Origin of the sequence: Pseudomonas sp. JL3, from assembly GCF_031570575.1 — a bacterium.
GTDB lineage: Bacteria > Pseudomonadota > Gammaproteobacteria > Pseudomonadales > Pseudomonadaceae > Aquipseudomonas > Aquipseudomonas cucumis.
In genome coordinates this window covers 1-17378 of sequence record NZ_JAKWJK010000027.1, presented here as the reverse complement: position 1 = coordinate 17378, position 17378 = coordinate 1, and the positions used below count along the sequence as shown (strand labels likewise).

Below are 17378 nucleotides of genomic sequence, written 5' to 3'. Positions count from 1 at the left end.
CGCGTTGCAAGAGTGGGCACTCCGGCGCTTGCGGTCGAATTCGCGAGGGGAGCAGACGTCCATGTTGTCGCTCCAGATCGCGTTACAGCGCTTTGCTGACGCTGATCTCGCTGATGACGTCTTCGCTCTGGCCATGCAGCTTGTCCAGTGCAGCCTTGGCTTCTTCTGCGGTGCCGTTTTCAAGCTGGGCGAATTCGAACCGACGCTCGCCGTTTAGTTTGTATTTGATGACGTATTTGGTCGTCTGGGCCACGGTCATACCTGCCTGTTCTGGTGTGGGTTCAGCTCAGCTTCGAGCTGGAGCGGCGGATGATCTTGATCGAGTGCGTCAGGGTCGGCTTGCGGGTCACGCTGATCGGCCGGCGGTTGACCGTGTCGATGGTGATGTTCCAGAAACCGGTGCTCGGCGCAGTGATCCGGGCCGGGAAGGTGTCGAATGCGCCACCGTGATAAGTGTGACGGCCGCCATTCTTGAAGCTGCGAAAGTTGGCGTCGTTCATCAAGCGGATGTTGCACATTTGGGAGCATTGGATGACGACGATGTCGTCTTCGTTGAGGTGCTCGCGCTGGTGGATAAATTTCATGAGGCGCCTCCAGAAGGGCTTTTTCTACAAAATCAAAACGATAGCATGGGCGATTGGCGCAGTTTATCAGCCCGAACAGGTTATTATCCGGCTGTCGGGGTCCGCTTTGACAATTAAAAACAGTTATTCGGAATTCTATGAGCGATAAAAGCAATGAGCCTCGGAGAAAAACAGTATTTGTGCTGTCGGAGGGTCTTTATCGGAGGTTTTGTATGAAGTGGGGTGTTCTGGTCGTGCCGTTGGCATTGGCAGTGGGTGGATGTGCGAGTGTCTCGGACATCAATGAGACACTGCCCACCATGAGTGTGATTTCAGGCAAGAAACCCCATGAGTACGCGCAGTGCCTGGTCGAGAAACTGGCCGAAAGCCGTGGAGCCCTGCAGGTCGAGCCGCAGAAGGAAGGCGTGCGGGTTATCGTGCCGCAGAAGTTCTCGTCGGGGCCGGCAGCGGTGTTTGACATTGAAGACCGCTCCGGCGGCAGCAGCATCAAGCTGCATGAACGCATCTCCAATGTGCCTTTGCGCCCATGGGATGTGCGTAATGCCGCCACCGCGTGCATATCAGGCTGATAAACTACCCCCAGTCAGCATCGATGCCGTCAAAGTCGCGCTTTGACGGCATTGTCATTTCTGGAGTCAAGCATGAAGCGAGAGCAGGTGCGGGAGCGCCATGCAGAGGGTCATATCTCTGCCACCCACGTGATTCAGAACCCGGCGAATCCGGGGGAATGGATCGTGTTTTTCAAGAAAAGCGCCGGGCGCAGTTTTTTCCTGGTGGATGACAACGATGAAGTCGAGTCCTTCAGTCGCCTCGACGATTTGATCGAGACCGTGCGCGGGCTTGGGATCAAATTCGCCGAAATTCATATGTAGCTACTTGCAGACCACCACCACGCTGCGGTTTTTGTAGTTGCCGACGTCGACGCCCAGGGTCTTGTCGCTTTCCTGGGGCGAAGGTGTGCCGTCGGTACCGACAATCCGATAGCCGGTGCCGGCACACGAGGCATCGGCTTTTTCGTAGCAACTGGCCCAGGCGTTGGCTTCCCCGGAGCAGTCGATGCTCAGGCCTTGCTCGCCGTTTTTCAGGTACGTCGTTTCGGACGTGGCGCAGCCGCTCAAGGCCAGGACTGCAATCAGTGGCAAAAATTTATTCATGTCGTGAGGGTCGTCAGTGATGGTGGCTAAATGCTGTGACCGCGGCCGCATCGAAAGGTTGTAGCGAATGGCCACTTCGTTGCAGATAATCACAAAAAAGCCCTGCGCAAAGGCAGGGCTGCGTCATGTCAGGTTCAGCTCAAGGCTTGTCCTTGCCACGCCGCTTGGGGGCTGCGGGTTGATCTTGCAATACTGATGCTACTTCAATCGCCAGCGCTTCTGTCGGGAACGGCCCGGCAATATTCTCGCCGCCGACGCTGTCTACCCACCATTGACCGTCTTTTGCCTGATTGATCAGGTACCCGTTAACGCTTTTTGCTGCCGACATCTATCTGCCTCGTTGGCTGGTTCAATCGCACAATGATAGCGCCAAATGCCCTCAACGGGTGCCGATGGTGTAGGGTGGGGTAGATTGCCTTTCGGCCGATGGTCATGCAGATCTGCCGATCTCTGCTATCTATAAGAGGTTGTGCAATGTATCTGCGGAACTATCCATCAGAATATTTCTCTATGATGGCATCGGTTAGCCAGTGCGGGGCATTGTAAGGTGCCCGCCGCCTGATTAGACTGCGCCGAAACTCGAACACACAGCCCTTTCAAGGACTTATATGATCAAGAAATGCTTGTTCCCAGCAGCCGGTTACGGTACTCGCTTCCTGCCAGCGACTAAAGCCATGCCCAAAGAAATGCTGCCGGTGGTAAACAAGCCACTGATCCAGTACGGCGTCGAAGAAGCACTGGATGCCGGGTTGACCGAAATCTCCATCGTCACCGGTCGCGGCAAACGCGCTCTGGAAGACCACTTCGACATCAGCTACGAGCTGGAAAACCAGATCAAGGGCACCGACAAGGAAAAGTACCTGGTCGGTATCCGTAAACTGCTCGACGAGTGCTCGTTCTCCTACACTCGCCAGACCGAAATGAAAGGCTTGGGTCACGCGATTCTGACCGGCCGCCCGCTGATCGGCGACGAACCGTTCGCCGTGGTGCTGGCGGATGACTTGTGCGTCAACCTTGACGGCGACGGCGTCCTGACTCAAATGGTCAAGCTGTACAAACAGTACCGTTGCTCGATCATCGCGATCCAGGAAGTTGACCCGCTGGAAACCAACAAGTACGGCGTTATCGCTGGCGACTTGATCGGTGATGACCTGTACCGCGTGCGCAACATGGTTGAAAAACCAGCACCGGAAGATGCACCGTCGAACCTGGCGATCATCGGCCGTTACATCCTGACGCCGGACATCTTCGACCTGATCAAGCAAACCGAGCCAGGCAAGGGCGGCGAGATCCAGATCACCGACGCCCTGATGAAGCAGGCGCAAAATGGTTGCGTGATTGCCTACAAGTTCAAAGGCAAGCGTTTCGACTGCGGCGGCGCTGAAGGTTACATCGAAGCAACCAACTTCTGCTTCGAGAACTTCTACAAGACTGGCAAGGCTTACTGATAGCGCCTGAGCTGCTTGTACTGAAAAGCCACCTTCGGGTGGCTTTTTCATTTTCCGGCCCCAAATAGTTTGCAACGCTTGCCCAAAGGTCGCCCGCAGGTATGCTGGTGGCCTGCCGAGGAGATAGAAATGGCCTACGATTTTGACCTTTATGTGATTGGTGCCGGTTCCGGCGGTGTACGGGCTGCGCGGTTTGCGGCCGGTTTTGGCGCGAAAGTCGCCGTGGCCGAGAGCCGTTACCTGGGCGGTACGTGTGTGAACGTCGGCTGCGTGCCGAAAAAACTGCTGGTTTACGGCGCGCACTTCGCCGAAGACTTCGAGCAGTCGCAAGGTTTTGGCTGGACCCCGGGTGAGGCGAAGTTCGACTGGGCGACGCTGATCGCCAACAAGGATCGCGAGATCAATCGCCTGAACGGCATTTATCGCAATCTGCTGGTCAACAGCGGCGTGACCTTGCATGAAGGTCACGCGAAAATCGTCGATCCGCATACTGTCGAATTCGATGGCAAACGCTACACCGCCAAAAACATCCTGATTGCCACCGGTGGCTGGCCGCAGATCCCGGAGATTCCGGGACACGAGCACGCGATCAGTTCCAACCAGGCGTTCTTCCTTAAAGAGCTGCCAAAGCGCGTTCTGGTGGTCGGTGGTGGTTACATTGCAGTGGAGTTTGCCGGGATTTTCCACNCCGGGACACGAGCACGCGATCAGTTCCAACCAGGCGTTCTTCCTTAAAGAGCTGCCAAAGCGCGTTCTGGTGGTCGGTGGTGGTTACATTGCAGTGGAGTTTGCCGGGATTTTCCACGGGCTGGGTGCCGAGACCACGCTGCTGTATCGCGGTGATCTGTTCCTGCGTGGCTTCGACGGTGCGGTGCGCAAACATCTGCAGGAAGAGCTGACCAAACGCGGGATGGACTTGCAATTCAATGCCGACATCGAGCGCATCGACAAGCAAGCCGATGGCAGCCTGACTGCCACGCTCAAGGACGGTCGTAAGCTGGAGGCGGATTGCGTGTTCTACGCCACTGGTCGGCGTCCGATGCTCGATAACCTGGGGCTGGAAAACACCGGCGTCAAACTCGACAAGAAAGGTTTTGTCGAGGTCGATGAGCAGTATCAAACCGCAGAGCCATCGATCCTGGCTCTGGGCGATGTGATCGGTCGGGTACAGCTCACGCCGGTCGCGCTGGCCGAAGGCATGGCCGTGGCGCGGCGCTTGTTCAAGCCCGAGCAATATCGCCCGGTGGATTACAAGATGATCCCGACCGCCGTCTTCAGTCTGCCGAACATTGGCACTGTCGGCCTGACCGAAGAAGAGGCGCGAGAGGCCGGGCACGATGTGGTGATCTTCGAAAGCCGTTTCCGGCCGATGAAGCTGACCCTGACCGAGTGCCAGGAACGCACCTTGATGAAACTGGTGGTGGACGCCAAGACTGACAAGGTCTTGGGCTGCCATATGGTCGGCCCGGAGGCCGGCGAGATCGTGCAAGGATTGGCAATTGCCCTGAAGGCGGGCGCGACCAAGCGTGATTTCGACGAAACCATCGGCGTGCATCCGACGGCCGCCGAAGAGTTCGTCACCATGCGTACGCCGGTCGCGGGTTAATCGTCTTTACGCGGCGCTGATGCGTCTGGTCCTGTCGCAACGACAGCGGCCAGGCGTGTGCTTTCATCCAGGCTTGCCTGCAACTTGATCAGTTCAACTTCCAGCGCTTTGTTGATGTGCGACTGTTCGTCGATGTTCTGCTTGAGTGACTGGTTTTCCAGCATGGCAATGCGCAAGCGTTCCTGGAGGAGGGTGCGTTCGCTGTCGATACGGTTGACCTGTTCCAGCAGCTGATCCTGTCGGCTGTTGGTGTGCTTGAGTTGCTCTTGCGACAGGCTCAGCTCCCGCAGCGTTCCGCGGTTTTCCGTCAGTAAGCGCTCATTGTCGCGATGCAATTGAGTGATTTCATCCTGGCGTACCAGTGCGCTTTGCTGCGCTTGGCGCAACTCCATCTGAATCTGCTGCACCTGGCCTTCGTGGCGACGCTGCTCCTGCTCGCGTTGGTCTTTGACGGCGCTGCGGTAGTGTTCCAGTGCCTCGCGGGCGTGCAGGTGCTTTTCTTCCAGTGAGCGGATCTGCTCGTCCTTGTCCTGCAGGCGTAATTCGAAATCTGCCAGTGCCTGATTCAGTCCGGCGTTGCGGGTTTGCTCGGTTTGCAGCATGGAGCGGGTGTCTTGCAGTTCCGCCGATTCCTGGGTCAGTGCCAGGCTTTGAATTTCGTACTGCTGCTGCAATTCAGTATTGGCCTCATGGGCCTCATGCAGTTGGGTTTCCAGCTCTTTTCGTTGTTGCTCGAACTGTGCGCGTGCCTGGTCGATGGGTTCTTGCGCCTGTTCTTTCAGGCGTTGTGCCAGGCGCGACACCAGGCTTGTCAGCTCATCGTCGATAGGCTCGCAAGGTGCTTGCGCGGGTTCAGCGCCGTCGTCGAGCTCTTTCAGATAGCGATGGATCGTGGTTTTCGAACCGGTATTGCCCATCTCGATCCGTACCGCGTCGATGCTGGGGTGTTCGCCCCGGGCGAGGATCGCTGAGCGTGCCGCTTGCACCAGTGCCTTGTTTACGCCGCCACGTGCCATGTGTTCTCCTACGATTTGATACTGTGGTACATACCACTAATATACGCAATGTACCATGATGCCGATAAAGTTAAAAATCTGTTATTCATCATGCGGGATATACTGGTATTACCCCGTGTGATGAGCTGTAATCCGGGTTTCGCCCGCCAGAGCGGTACGTTTTCGAGAAGTGAGCCCATGACTGAGCTGGACCGCTATCTGCAAGCCGCCACGCGCGACAACACCCGTCGCAGCTATCGCGCGGCCATCGAGCATTTTGAAGTCAGTTGGGGCGGGTTCCTGCCGGCGACCGGCGATAGCGTGGCGCGCTATCTCGTGGCCCACGCAGGTGTGCTGTCGATCAATACCTTGAAATTGCGCTTGTCCGCGTTGGCGCAATGGCACAACAGTCAGGGGTTCGCCGATCCCACCAAGGCGCCCGTGGTGCGCAAAGTGTTCAAGGGCATTCGCGCGCTGCACCCGGCGCAGGAGAAACAGGCCGAGCCGTTGCAGCTTCAGCATCTGGAGCAAGTGGTGGCCTGGCTGGAGCAGGAAGCGCAAACCGCCAAGGCGCAGGGCGATCAACCGGGACTGCTGCGGGCCCGGCGCGACACGGCGTTGATCCTGTTGGGCTTCTGGCGCGGTTTCCGTAGCGATGAGTTGTGCCGCGTGCAGATTGAACATGTGCGGGCCAGCGCCGGCTCAGGCATCACCCTCTACCTGCCTCGCAGCAAGAGCGACCGCGAGAACCTCGGCCAGACATACCAGACGCCGGCCTTGCAGCGCCTGTGTCCGGTGCAGGCCTATATCCAATGGATCACTGAAGCGGCGTTGGTCCGCGGGCCGGTGTTCCGGGGTATCGACCGCTGGGGCCATTTGAGCGAGGAGGGCCTGCATGCCAATAGCGTGATCCCGTTGTTGCGCCAGGCATTGGAGCGCGCCGGTATTCCGGCCGAGCACTACACCAGCCACTCCTTGCGGCGTGGCTTTGCGACCTGGGCTCATCAGAGCGGTTGGGATTTGAAGTCGTTGATGAATTACGTGGGCTGGAAGGATATGAAGTCCGCCATGCGCTATGTTGAAGCCAGCCCGTTTATCGGGATGACCCGAATCGCTGAAAAACCGTTGGCGCCTTAGATCACGTTTTCTTCTATTAATACGCTCGGCTAATAGCGAAAACCAATCAGCAGCATCAGGTTTGCCAATGAGCCAACCGGCGATCGGGTGGGTAGGATTCACTTCATCAACTTCTTAACCCCTGACGGAGAGTCATCGATGCCTATCATCAACAGCCAAGTTAAACCGTTCAAAGCTGACGCCTTTAAAAATGGCGACTTCGTAAAAGTGTCGGACGCTGACCTGAAAGGCAAATGGTCTGTCGTTTTCTTCTACCCGGCTGACTTCACCTTCGTTTGCCCGACCGAACTGGAAGACCTGGCTGACAACTACGCCGAGTTCCAGAAACTGGGCGTCGAAATCTACAGCGTTTCCACCGATACCCACTTTGCCCACGCTGCCTGGCACAACACTTCGCCAGCCATCGGCAAAATCCAGTACACCATGATCGGCGACCCGACTCACGCTATCTCCCGCAACTTCGATGTGCTGATCGAAGAAGCGGGTCTGGCTGACCGTGGCACCTTCGTGATCAACCCTGAAGGCCAGATCAAAATCGTTGAACTCAACGACGGCGGTGTAGGCCGTGACGCTTCCGAGCTGCTGCGCAAAATCAAGGCTGCTCAGTACGTTGCTGCTCACCCAGGCCAGGTTTGCCCAGCCAAGTGGAAAGAAGGCGAGGCCACACTGGCTCCGTCCCTGGACCTGGTCGGCAAGATCTAAGTCTGTGGATCGCATCATCACGGCGGGTTTCCGCACCTAAGTAAGCTGCAACCGCCCAATAAAAACGCCCGGGCGAGATTCGCTCGGGCGTTTTTTTATGTTTTTGTCTCTTCACCAAACAGCATGGAAATCGCCCGTATGTTGGACGCCAATCTTAAAGCCCAGTTGAAATCGTACCTGGAACGGGTCACCCAGCCGATCGAGATCGTTGCCTCCCTCGACGACGGTGCGAAATCCCAGGAAATGCTCGCGCTACTCAAAGACGTTGCCAGTCTTTCCACCCAGATTACTTTGCTCGACAACGGTGACGATGCGCGTAAACCATCGTTCTCGATCAATCGCCCAGGGGCCGATATCAGCCTGCGTTTTGCCGGTATCCCTATGGGCCACGAATTCACTTCGCTGGTGCTGGCCCTGCTGCAAGTCGGTGGCCACCCCTCTAAGGCCAGTATCGAAGTGATCGAACAGATCCGCTCGCTCAAAGGCGAGTTCAACTTCGAGACTTACTTCTCGCTGTCCTGTCAGAACTGCCCGGATGTGGTTCAGGCGCTGAACCTGATGGCCGTGCTGAACCCGAACATCCGCCACGTCGCCATCGACGGCGCGTTATTCCAGGCCGAAGTCGATGAGCGCCAGATCATGGCCGTGCCAAGCATTTACCTGAATGGCGTCAACTTTGGCCAAGGCCGCATGGGCCTCGAAGAGATCCTCGCCAAGATCGACACCAGCGGCATCGAGCGCCAGGCCGAGAAAATCAGCGCCAAAGAAGCCTTTGACGTGCTGGTTGTCGGCGGTGGCCCAGCCGGTGCTTCGGCGGCGATCTACGCTGGTCGTAAAGGCATTCGTACCGGTGTGGCGGCGGAACGTTTTGGTGGGCAGGTGCTCGACACCATGGCCATCGAGAACTTTATCTCCGTGCAGGAAACCGAAGGGCCGAAACTGGCCGTGGCGCTGGAAGAGCACGTCAAGCAGTACGACGTGGACATCATGAACCTGCAGCGCGCCGACAAGCTGGTGCCGGGCAAAAATGGCGAACTACACGAAATCCATTTCGCCAGCGGTGCGTCCTTGAAAGCCAAGAGCGTGATTTTGGCGACTGGCGCCCGGTGGCGTGAAATGAACGTTCCCGGTGAGCAGCAATACCGCAACAAGGGCGTGGCTTACTGCCCGCACTGCGATGGTCCGCTTTTCAAAGGCAAGCGTGTGGCGGTGATCGGTGGTGGTAACTCCGGCGTCGAAGCGGCTATCGACCTGGCCGGTATCGTGTCCCACGTGACCCTGCTGGAGTTCGACGTACAACTGCGCGCCGACGCGGTGTTGCAGCGCAAGTTGCACAGCCTGCCGAACGTTACGGTGATCACCAGTGCGCAAACCACTGAAGTGACTGGCGACGGCCAGAAGGTCAACGGCCTGCGCTACAAGGATCGTCAGTCGGACGAGTTGCGCACGGTCGAGCTGGAAGGAATCTTCGTGCAGATCGGTCTGTTGCCTAACACCGATTGGCTCAAAGGCACCATCGAGTTGTCGCCGCGCGGCGAGATCATCGTCGATGCCCGCGGTGAAACGTCGATGCCCGGCGTGTTCGCGGCCGGTGACGTGACTACCGTGCCGTACAAGCAGATCGTGATTGCGGTGGGTGAGGGCGCCAAGGCTTCCCTGAGTGCGTTCGATCATTTGATCCGCACCTCGGCGCCTGCATAAACGCCGACGCTGAAAACACAAAACCCCATGAGCGATCATGGGGTTTTTTGTGTCTTGCTCTGATCGTTCCCACGCTCTGCGTGGGAATGCAGCCCGGGACGCTCCGCGTCCCAAAAGCGTGACGCAGAGCGTCACAGGAGGCATTACCACGCAGAGCGTGGGAACGATCATTTCGTTTACATCGGTGCAGGCTGAATAATTTCGACCCAGTAACCATCCGGGTCCTTGATGAACGCCAGGCTCTTCATGCGACCGTCGTTCAGGCGTTTCTGGAAATCGCAGCCCAGCGCTTCGAAGCGTTCGCACGCCGCGCGAATATCTGGCACCGAAATGCAGATATGGCCGAAACCGCGCGGGTCGGTGTTGCCGTTGTGGTAGGCGAAATCCGCGTCGTTCTCGGTGCCGTGGTTGTGGGTCAGTTCGAGAATGCCGGGGATCGATTTCATCCACTCGGTGCGGGCAGCGGCATCGGCCGGGATCTGGTTTTTATCGACCAGCGCCAGGAAATACAGACTGAACTCGGCTTCCGGGAAATCGCGTTTTTCCACCAGCGAGAAACCCAGGACGCGGGTGTAGAAATCCAGTGACCGGGTGATGTCCTTGACCCGCAGCATGGTGTGGTTGAAGACGAACTTCTGAGTGGCGGTGTCAGGTTGGGCGGTCACACCAGGAAATGTATTGAGTTCGTGCAGGCTCATGGGCCCTCCGGAAATTCCAAGAATGCTCACAATGATACGCAAGGGCCCTGGCATCGCCAAACCAAAACCGCAGGCTTGCCTGTCGGGCGGGTGAAGCTCAGACTTCGCGGCTCAATCCGTGAGTGTTCATTACAATGGTCCGATCCTGTCAATTGATGTTCGTCCTGATGTGTTTGCTTTCAGCTGTTACCCGTGCTCATGCAGAAGCTCCGGTCGTGACCTGGCCCAATGGATGGACTGTCGAGACCGTTCCGCAAGACGAGGCCAAGCCCCAGGTTTCCCGGCAACGCGCGGTAAAGAACGACCAGGACGGTACACCGGTGATGGTGATGGAGTTGACCATGACTCAAGTGGAAAGTGGTCACCAGGTGAATCTGGAAGGCGTGCTACTGGAAATGCGCAAGTCGGTGCAAAAGGACTTTTTTCAGGGTGGGTATCAGAGCGTTTGCACTAAAATTCACCCGACTACCTTGAGCCGACTATCGGCACTGGAAACTACTTGCACGATTACGCAGAACGGTCGACATGTGCTGTCTCAAACATTGGTCGCTGCGGTAGACGCCGATAAGGCTTATGTTCTTTCCTATGCAGGGCAGGCCGAGGTTTATAAGGCAAGTCAGGACGACATAGCGGCGGCTCGAAACAGCTTGAAACTTTAGTTTAAGGTTTGCGTATCAGTAGATTTCAGCGTGTTCGGCATTTTTTAGATAGCCAAAGGGATTAAGCATAAAGTTGGTCGGTATATAACGAGTTGATCGGCGACTATCGTTGCATTTAGACACCATCCATGAAAAAGCCCTGCATTGGCAGGGCTTTTTTTATGATCGCGAGTGCTTAGCCACGCAGCCAGGAATCAACGGTGGCAGCACCGTATTGTTCCTTCCAGGCTTTCAGGCCGCGGTGGTTGCCACCCTTGGTTTCAATCAGTTCACCGGTGTGCGGGTTCTGATAAACCTTGACCACGCGAGCGCGGCGGGTTTTAGGCGCTGTTGCCTGCTGCAGGCCGGATTTCGCCGGGTTCGGATCGAGGATGGCGATGATGTCGCGCAAGCTCTTGCCGTAGGTTTTCATCAGCCCCTGGAGCTTTTCTTCGAATTCGATTTCTTTTTTGAGCCCGGCATCGTTCTTCAGCGATTCCAACTGCTTGAGCTGTTCTTGAAGGGCCTTTTCAGCTGCACGGAATTCAGCGAGTCTGGACAATATCTTTACTCCAATAGTGTGTTTGGCTGATACCAACCGCAAACAAAGCTATAAGCCAAGAGCCTTGAAGCGACTCGGTGATAATGGCTCACCTGCCAGTTCTGCACAGGTATGAAAAATTGTAGTAGTTAATTGGCCAAGAGTAAATCCTGACTTTTTCTTCATGTAACGAGAGTAGTCTTTTGATTCAATTTGGTGCGTATCATCATGATCTTCGTGCTTAAAGTGGTTAGTTAATGATCACTTAATGCACTAATGAAATCTGCACCGGGCATCGGTCGGCCGAACAGATAACCTTGCAGGAAGTTCACGCCGTGGGCGGTCAGATAGTCACTTTGCTCCTCGGTTTCCACGCCTTCGGCGACGATACCCAGATCGAGTTTGGCCGAGAGCTCGATGATGCTGTCCAGAATGTGCCGGGAGAGGGCGTCGACACCGATCATCGCGATAAAACTCTGGTCGATTTTCAGGAAGTCCACATTGAACTGACGCAAATAACCCAGGCTTGAATGGCCGGTGCCGAAGTCATCGATCGCGATCATCACGCCCAACCCGTGAAGCTGCTTGAACAATTGCAGGGTGATGGCTGTCGGCTCGATGAGTTCGCGTTCGGTCAGCTCCAGCACCAGGTTGATGCTGCCCGGCGCGAAAGCGCTGAGGAACTCACGACAGTCCTCGACCAGTTCCAGATCCCGGCAGTGACTGGCGGTGATGTTGATGCCAATGTGAAATGGCCCGTCGAACGACGCCGACAAGGGAGCCAGCAATGCGGCGGCCTGTCGCATCAAGGAGCGAGTCATCGGCACGATCAACCCGGAATGTTCGGCAAACGGGATGAACAGATCAGGGCGCACCAGGCCTTCCTTGGGATGTTGCCAGCGCATCAATACTTCGGCGCCGGACCACTGCTTATTGTCGCCATGCACCACGGGCTGAAAGTAAGGAATGAACTCTGCTGCCTCCAGCGCCCGCTGCATTTCTCGACTAGGCGAGGTCGAGCGCTTCTGCAGGACATGCCCGATCGAACCGGACACCACACCGAAAAACATCAACAGACTGAACAGCGGTGGGTACTCACTGCGCATGTAACGCCAGGTTTCTCCTTCGGGAAAACCTGCGGCCACGGTAAAGGCATAACGCGAGGACGTCAGCGTATTTTGCGCCACCGGCAAGATGGGCAGGGCGTCGTCATGGACCTTGCCGTCGGCTGACAACCAGTGGGGGCCGACTTGCAGCATCAATAATGTTTTGCGCCCGATCAGGTGCAGCACGTTACTCAGGTGATAACCGTCCAGCGTGGTCAATGCGCCCTGGTTTCCTTCGCTCAGCCGATACACCAGCAACGCGGTATTGGGCGTGACCGGATTGCCGTTCATGAGCCGTAACTTGCCTTGGGTGTAATCGCCGTGATTGATCTTTTCCTGATACTCACCGAACAACGAACTGCAATAGAGGTTGGTGTTCCATACAAGGTTGGTCGAGCGCACGAACGGCCGGCGGGTGACTTGTTCACGCAGGGCCAGTTTGACGTCGTTGCAATTCTGGCCGGCCAGCGGCAATAACTCTTGTGCGGCTTGCGCGGTGTTGTCGAGCATCAGCTCGAATTGGCGAACGGCTTCTTCGCCAGTCAGTTCGGTACTTTGCTTGAGTGTACGTTCAGCCTGCAGATAGAGAATGGCCACCCCCAGCAACACCGGAAGCAATCCGCTCAAAACAGTCACAACGATCCGGGTGCCACGCTTGCGGCGACTTTTAACGTTCAGTGGCATTCGCAAATCCATCGCGATAAAAGAGGGCTCTCAAAGGCTGGCAGGGCGACACGCCTCCCAGAAGAGTTGAGCCATGATAGTTGGCCGGCAGCACTTATGCCGTTCAATTGAGGCTCGAAGCCAGTTTGATAAAGGCCAATGTTGCAGGTGATGACTGACGCTGATCGAGCACCGCCAGCCCGACCTGGCGGCTGACCGGTGGCGACAGTGTCTTTTTCACGTAGCGGTTGTCGTTGTCGTCAGGCAATGAGCCTTCGGCAACAACGGTCAGAGCATCGCCACGGCCTACGGTGTCCAGCGTGCTGAGCAGCTGCGAGCAACGATAGCGAATGTTCGGCGTCAACCGAGCCGCATTGAATAGGCGTGACACCAATTGCGAAGAGCCGGCTTCGGTCAGCACAAACGGGTCGTGGCACAAATCGCTCAGGCTCAAGCTGTCACGGCCAGCCAGCGCATGGTCGGCAGGCAGCAGCGCGACCATCTGGTCCTCGATCAGCCTGAAAGTGTCGAAGCGTTCCTGGGGCAACACCACGAAGCCGACATCGATACGCCGTTCTTCCAGCCACTGGATCACCTGACGGTCCGGACCTTCGTCGATGTGAACCTCGATACCCGGGTGGGCGGCGCGGTAATGCTGCAGGATCCTCGGCAGCAGTTTGATCGATGAGGTCGGGCCGAACGAGCCGATGCGCAAGGTGCCGCGTTTCATTCCGCGAGCATCGGCCGCCTCCTGGCGCAACGTGTTCGCCAGCCCGAGCATCGCCCGAGCGCGCAGCAATAGCTGTTGGCCGATGTCGCTCAGCTCGACCTGGGACTGATGCCGATGCAGCAGTTCGACGCCCAATTCCTGTTCCAGCGACTTGAGCGCGTGAGAGACCGCAGATTGAGAAATCTCCAAACGATTGGCCGCCGCCGTGAAGCCGCGCAGTTCGGCCACCAGCGAGAAAATCTCGAGTTGAGTCAGGGTCATGAGTATTTACTCATTTTACGATGATCGGTCATTAGTCGAATGATACGCCCTGTGCCCGATTTCTGATGGTGGAGACTTATGACTACGTGTGAACAGACCTTGGCGAATTCCTCGGATGTACCGGTTTATCTGAAACTGGCAGCGGTCACCATGATCTGGGGCGGGACGTTTGTCGCCGGGCGGTTTCTGGCTGACAGCCTCAGTCCGTTATTGGCCGCGAGCCTGCGGTTCTTGCTGGCGAGCGTGGCGTTGCTGCTGTTTCTGTTGCTGGCGCGGGTGCCTTTGGTGCGCGCCAGCCCTCGGCAATGGCTGCAACTGACGCTGCTGGGGTTTTTCGGGATCTTCTTCTACAACCTGTGCTTCTTTTACGGGCTGTATTACATCAACGCATCACGGGCGTCGTTGATCGTGGCATTGAACCCGGCCGTGATCGGCCTGGCGTCGTGGCTGTTGTTCAAGGAGCGACTGAGCGGGGCGAAAGTGGCCGGTATTGCGATCTGCATTGCCGGCGCCAGTCTGGTGATCGTCAGTCGCAATCCGCAATTGCTGGCCGGTGCTACTGATGCCTGGATCGGTGATCTGTTGATCTTCGGCTGCGTGCTCGGCTGGGGCATTTATTCGCTGTTCTCCAAAGGCCTGAATCAGACGCTGGGCCCGGTGCAGACGGTGACGTACTCGATTCTATTGGGCACGCTGATGCTCTGGGTGACCAGTGCCGTGCGTGGCGAGCTGAGTGTCGCGGCGCTGGCCGAACTGGGCACGCGACAATGGTTGAGCCTGATGTACCTGGGCGTGCTGGGTTCGGCATTGGCCTATATTGGTTATTACGACGGTATCCGCAAAATTGGTGCGACGCGTTCGGGTGTGTTCATCGCCTTGAACCCGCTGACCGCCGTTCTTTTTGGCGCGTTGTTGCTGGGCGAGCAATTGACCCTGGTGATGTGTCTGGGCGGCGGGCTGATCCTGGCCGGGATTTTTCTGTGCAACAAACCGCTTGCACAGGCTGCGAAAAGGGGGATTTTATAAGAAGGCGGACAAACTGATTTACGCTGTGTAGAATCGGGTTACGCATATAAGAATAATCGTCTTCTGGCAGCAGAAGCCTCGCCCACAAGAGCCTTGGGTCGACAATGAAGATATTTGGGTTTCAATTGATCTACGGTGACTTCCTCGCCCGCAGCGTACGGGGCATCTCCTGCGCGCCACCCGCCGGTCTCAGCATTGCTAGCAACTAACGATCCGTTAATTGATAAGAAATGATGAGGCGCCAAAATGGCAGATTTATACGAAAACCCAATGGGCCTGATGGGCTTTGAGTTCATCGAATTCGCATCGCCGACCCCTAACACCCTGGAGCCGATCTTCGAGATCATGGGCTTCAGCAAGGTTGCGACCCACCGTTCCAAAGACGTGCACCTGTATCGCCAGGGCGCGATCAACCTGATCCTCAACAATGAACCCAACAGCGTGGCGTCGTATTTCGCGGCCGAGCACGGTCCATCGGTGTGCGGCATGGCGTTCCGCGTCAAGGATTCGCAAAAGGCCTACAAGCGTGCCTTGGAACTCGGCGCCCAACCGATCCATATCGAAACCGGTCCGATGGAACTGCACCTGCCGGCGATCAAAGGCATTGGCGGCGCGCCGCTGTACCTGATCGACCGTTTTGGCGAAGGCAGTTCGATCTACGACATCGACTTCGTGTTCATCGAAGGCGTTGACCGCAACCCGGTCGGGGCCGGCCTGAAGATCATTGATCACCTGACCCACAACGTGTATCGCGGTCGCATGGCTTATTGGGCCAACTTCTATGAGAAGCTGTTCAACTTCCGTGAAATCCGCTACTTCGATATCAAAGGCGAATACACCGGCCTGACGTCCAAGGCCATGACCGCGCCGGACGGCATGATCCGTATCCCGCTGAACGAAGAGTCGTCGAAGGGCGCCGGGCAGATCGAAGAGTTCCTGATGCAGTTCAACGGTGAGGGCATTCAGCACGTGGCCTTCCTCAGCGATGACCTGATCAAGACCTGGGATCATTTGAAAAGCATCGGCATGCGCTTCATGACGCCGCCGCCAGACACCTACTACGAAATGCTCGAAGGCCGTTTGCCGAACCACGGCGAGCCGGTCAACGAATTGCAAGCGCGGGGCATTTTGCTGGACGGTTCGTCCGAGCCGGGCGACAAGCGTCTGCTGTTGCAGATCTTCTCGGAAACCCTGATGGGGCCGGTATTCTTCGAGTTCATCCAGCGTAAAGGCGACGATGGTTTCGGCGAAGGCAACTTCAAGGCGCTGTTCGAATCCATCGAGCGTGATCAGGTTCGTCGGGGTGTGCTCTCCACCGATTAATCCGGTCAAGGCGTGAAAAAGCCCGGTCAGCAGCAATGCTGGCCGGGCTTTTTTTGGATCATGCAATTACATCGGCAGGCGTCGTTGCCGGACCAAATGCTTGAACCCTTCAAACACCAACACCAACACCGCCAACCAGATCGGAATATAAGTCAGCCATTCGCCGGCCTTGATGCTTTCCCCCAGCAGTAACGCAACGCCGAGCAACAGCACCGGCTCGACGTAACTCAACAACCCGAACAGGCTGAACGGCAGCAGCCGGCTGGCAATGATGTAGACCACCAGCGCCGAGGCGCTGATCACGCCGAGCAGCGGAATCAGCAGCGACAGCCACGGATACTGGTCGAAGACGCCAAAGCCTTGTTCACCGCCCTGCACGAACCAGAACGCCACCGGCAGCATCAACGCCATGTCCAGCCAGAGCCCGCCGAGGTTGTCCGTGGCCAGGCGTTTGCGCAGGATGAAATAGATCGGATAGCCAACCACCACCAGCAACGTCGCCCAGGAAAAACCGCCGACCTGATACAGCTCGTTGAGCACGCCGAGGCTGGCGAAGAACACGGCTATTTTCTGCAGATAGGAAAGGCGCTCGCCATAGACGATTCGCCCGGTCAGGACCATCGACAGCGGCAACAGGAAATACCCCAGCGACACGTCGAGGCTATAACCGTTGAGCGGTGCCCACATGAACAACCAGAGTTGCAGGCCCAGCAGCACTGCCGAGCCAATCAGCCCGACAATCAGCTTCGGCTTGCCGGCCAGCCGCCGAACAATCTCGACCACGCGCGTCCATTCACCGGACACCACCATGAACACAGTCATGCACGGCGCGGTCAGCAGCATCCGCCAACCGAAAATCTCCACGCCGCTCAAGGGTGAGAGCAGCGAGGTGTAGTAATACATGACGGCAAACAGCACCGAGGCTGTGACCGATAGAGCGATACCTTTAGACAAACTGTCCTCGCGTGACATTGATTGAGCATGAAGCGGGCGCAGAGGATACGTGGTTGATCAACACAAACCTAATGTGGGAGCAACTGTCTTGATGGTCTTTATTTTGAAGGC

General features: G+C 56.9%; 19 protein-coding genes and 2 pseudogenes. 11 read left to right on the top strand and 10 right to left on the bottom strand.

Annotated features, from left to right (window positions below):
* Positions 1–82: 82 nt before the first annotated feature.
* Together MMG91_RS27380 and MMG91_RS27375 are read right to left on the bottom strand one after the other, a co-directional pair.
* Complete coding sequence (locus MMG91_RS27380; RefSeq protein ID WP_086945763.1) at positions 83–253, bottom strand: hypothetical protein; 171 nt, start codon at positions 251–253, stop codon at positions 83–85.
* A gap of 28 nt (positions 254–281) precedes the next feature.
* Positions 282–584, bottom strand: a complete 303-nt coding sequence (locus MMG91_RS27375; protein ID WP_007900033.1) for a DUF1883 domain-containing protein — start codon at positions 582–584, stop codon at positions 282–284.
* Between the two features lie 212 nt (positions 585–796).
* Between MMG91_RS27375 and MMG91_RS27370 the strand changes: the two genes are divergently transcribed.
* Together MMG91_RS27370 and MMG91_RS27365 are read left to right on the top strand one after the other, a co-directional pair.
* Positions 797–1153: a hypothetical protein gene (locus tag MMG91_RS27370; RefSeq protein ID WP_305445518.1), complete on the top strand. Its 357-nt coding sequence runs from the start codon at positions 797–799 to the stop codon at positions 1151–1153.
* A 72-nt stretch (positions 1154–1225) separates the two neighbouring features.
* The gene (locus MMG91_RS27365) at positions 1226–1456 is read left to right on the top strand and encodes a hypothetical protein (protein ID WP_007935641.1); all 231 of its coding nucleotides are present in this window, start codon (positions 1226–1228) and stop codon (positions 1454–1456) included.
* Here the strand turns inward: MMG91_RS27365 and MMG91_RS27360 are convergent, their stop codons facing one another.
* The gene (locus MMG91_RS27360; RefSeq protein WP_305445517.1) at positions 1457–1738 is read right to left on the bottom strand and encodes a hypothetical protein; all 282 of its coding nucleotides are present in this window, start codon (positions 1736–1738) and stop codon (positions 1457–1459) included. It lies immediately after the preceding gene.
* Between the two features lie 139 nt (positions 1739–1877).
* The gene (locus tag MMG91_RS27355; protein WP_008012859.1) at positions 1878–2066 is read right to left on the bottom strand and encodes a hypothetical protein; all 189 of its coding nucleotides are present in this window, start codon (positions 2064–2066) and stop codon (positions 1878–1880) included.
* Positions 2067–2346: 280 nt separating this feature from the next.
* On the opposite strand from MMG91_RS27355, the gene galU reads away from it, so the two are divergent.
* The 3 genes and pseudogenes from galU to MMG91_RS27340 form a co-directional block, all read left to right on the top strand.
* Complete coding sequence (gene galU, locus MMG91_RS27350; protein WP_054050566.1) at positions 2347–3186, top strand: UTP--glucose-1-phosphate uridylyltransferase GalU; 840 nt, start codon at positions 2347–2349, stop codon at positions 3184–3186.
* A 129-nt stretch (positions 3187–3315) separates the two neighbouring features.
* A pseudogene (locus tag MMG91_RS27345) lies at positions 3316–3849 on the top strand (FAD-dependent oxidoreductase); the annotation flags it as partial.
* Positions 3850–3874: 25 nt separating this feature from the next.
* Positions 3875–4792 (top strand): annotated as a pseudogene (locus MMG91_RS27340) (FAD-dependent oxidoreductase); the annotation flags it as partial.
* Here the strand turns inward: MMG91_RS27340 and MMG91_RS27335 are convergent.
* The gene (locus MMG91_RS27335; RefSeq protein ID WP_310661293.1) at positions 4789–5808 is read right to left on the bottom strand and encodes a DNA-binding protein; all 1020 of its coding nucleotides are present in this window, start codon (positions 5806–5808) and stop codon (positions 4789–4791) included. The pseudogene MMG91_RS27340 and the gene MMG91_RS27335 sit on opposite strands and share 4 nt — an antisense overlap.
* A gap of 177 nt (positions 5809–5985) precedes the next feature.
* Here MMG91_RS27335 and MMG91_RS27330 point away from each other — a divergent pair, with 177 nt between their 5' ends.
* The 3 genes from MMG91_RS27330 to ahpF all read left to right on the top strand — a co-directional run bounded on the left by MMG91_RS27330 (position 5986) and on the right by ahpF (position 9327).
* Entirely contained in the window at positions 5986–6924 is a 939-nt protein-coding gene (locus MMG91_RS27330; RefSeq protein ID WP_305501845.1) for a site-specific integrase, read from the top strand.
* A gap of 138 nt (positions 6925–7062) precedes the next feature.
* On the top strand, positions 7063–7626 hold the full coding sequence (gene ahpC / locus MMG91_RS27325) for an alkyl hydroperoxide reductase subunit C (protein WP_038983195.1): 564 nt from the start codon (positions 7063–7065) through the stop codon (positions 7624–7626).
* A 138-nt stretch (positions 7627–7764) separates the two neighbouring features.
* Positions 7765–9327, top strand: a complete 1563-nt coding sequence (ahpF, locus tag MMG91_RS27320) for an alkyl hydroperoxide reductase subunit F (protein ID WP_310661292.1) — start codon at positions 7765–7767, stop codon at positions 9325–9327.
* 176 nt (positions 9328–9503) lie between these two features.
* Here the strand turns inward: ahpF and gloA are convergent, their stop codons facing one another.
* Positions 9504–10025: a lactoylglutathione lyase gene (gene gloA / locus MMG91_RS27315; RefSeq protein ID WP_305501841.1), complete on the bottom strand. Its 522-nt coding sequence runs from the start codon at positions 10023–10025 to the stop codon at positions 9504–9506.
* Positions 10026–10180: 155 nt separating this feature from the next.
* On the opposite strand from gloA, the gene MMG91_RS27310 reads away from it, so the two are divergent.
* Positions 10181–10684: a DUF4946 domain-containing protein gene (locus MMG91_RS27310; protein WP_405046566.1), complete on the top strand. Its 504-nt coding sequence runs from the start codon at positions 10181–10183 to the stop codon at positions 10682–10684.
* A 175-nt stretch (positions 10685–10859) separates the two neighbouring features.
* Here the strand turns inward: MMG91_RS27310 and MMG91_RS27305 are convergent, their stop codons facing one another.
* The 3 genes from MMG91_RS27305 to MMG91_RS27295 form a co-directional block, all read right to left on the bottom strand.
* The gene (locus MMG91_RS27305) at positions 10860–11225 is read right to left on the bottom strand and encodes a histone-like nucleoid-structuring protein, MvaT/MvaU family (protein WP_007900052.1); all 366 of its coding nucleotides are present in this window, start codon (positions 11223–11225) and stop codon (positions 10860–10862) included.
* A 233-nt stretch (positions 11226–11458) separates the two neighbouring features.
* Complete coding sequence (locus MMG91_RS27300; protein WP_310661290.1) at positions 11459–12994, bottom strand: EAL domain-containing protein; 1536 nt, start codon at positions 12992–12994, stop codon at positions 11459–11461.
* 103 nt (positions 12995–13097) lie between these two features.
* Complete coding sequence (locus MMG91_RS27295; RefSeq protein ID WP_310661289.1) at positions 13098–13964, bottom strand: LysR family transcriptional regulator; 867 nt, start codon at positions 13962–13964, stop codon at positions 13098–13100.
* A gap of 78 nt (positions 13965–14042) precedes the next feature.
* Between MMG91_RS27295 and MMG91_RS27290 the strand changes: the two genes are divergently transcribed.
* Together MMG91_RS27290 and hppD are read left to right on the top strand one after the other, a co-directional pair.
* The gene (locus MMG91_RS27290) at positions 14043–14990 is read left to right on the top strand and encodes an EamA family transporter (protein WP_310661288.1); all 948 of its coding nucleotides are present in this window, start codon (positions 14043–14045) and stop codon (positions 14988–14990) included.
* A 246-nt stretch (positions 14991–15236) separates the two neighbouring features.
* On the top strand, positions 15237–16313 hold the full coding sequence (gene hppD, locus MMG91_RS27285) for a 4-hydroxyphenylpyruvate dioxygenase (RefSeq protein WP_310661287.1): 1077 nt from the start codon (positions 15237–15239) through the stop codon (positions 16311–16313).
* A gap of 66 nt (positions 16314–16379) precedes the next feature.
* On the opposite strand, the gene rarD is transcribed toward hppD, so the two are convergent.
* Positions 16380–17267, bottom strand: coding sequence for an EamA family transporter RarD (gene rarD, locus MMG91_RS27280; protein ID WP_310661286.1), 888 nt, complete (start codon positions 17265–17267; stop codon positions 16380–16382).
* Between the last annotated feature and the right edge of the window lie 111 nt (positions 17268–17378).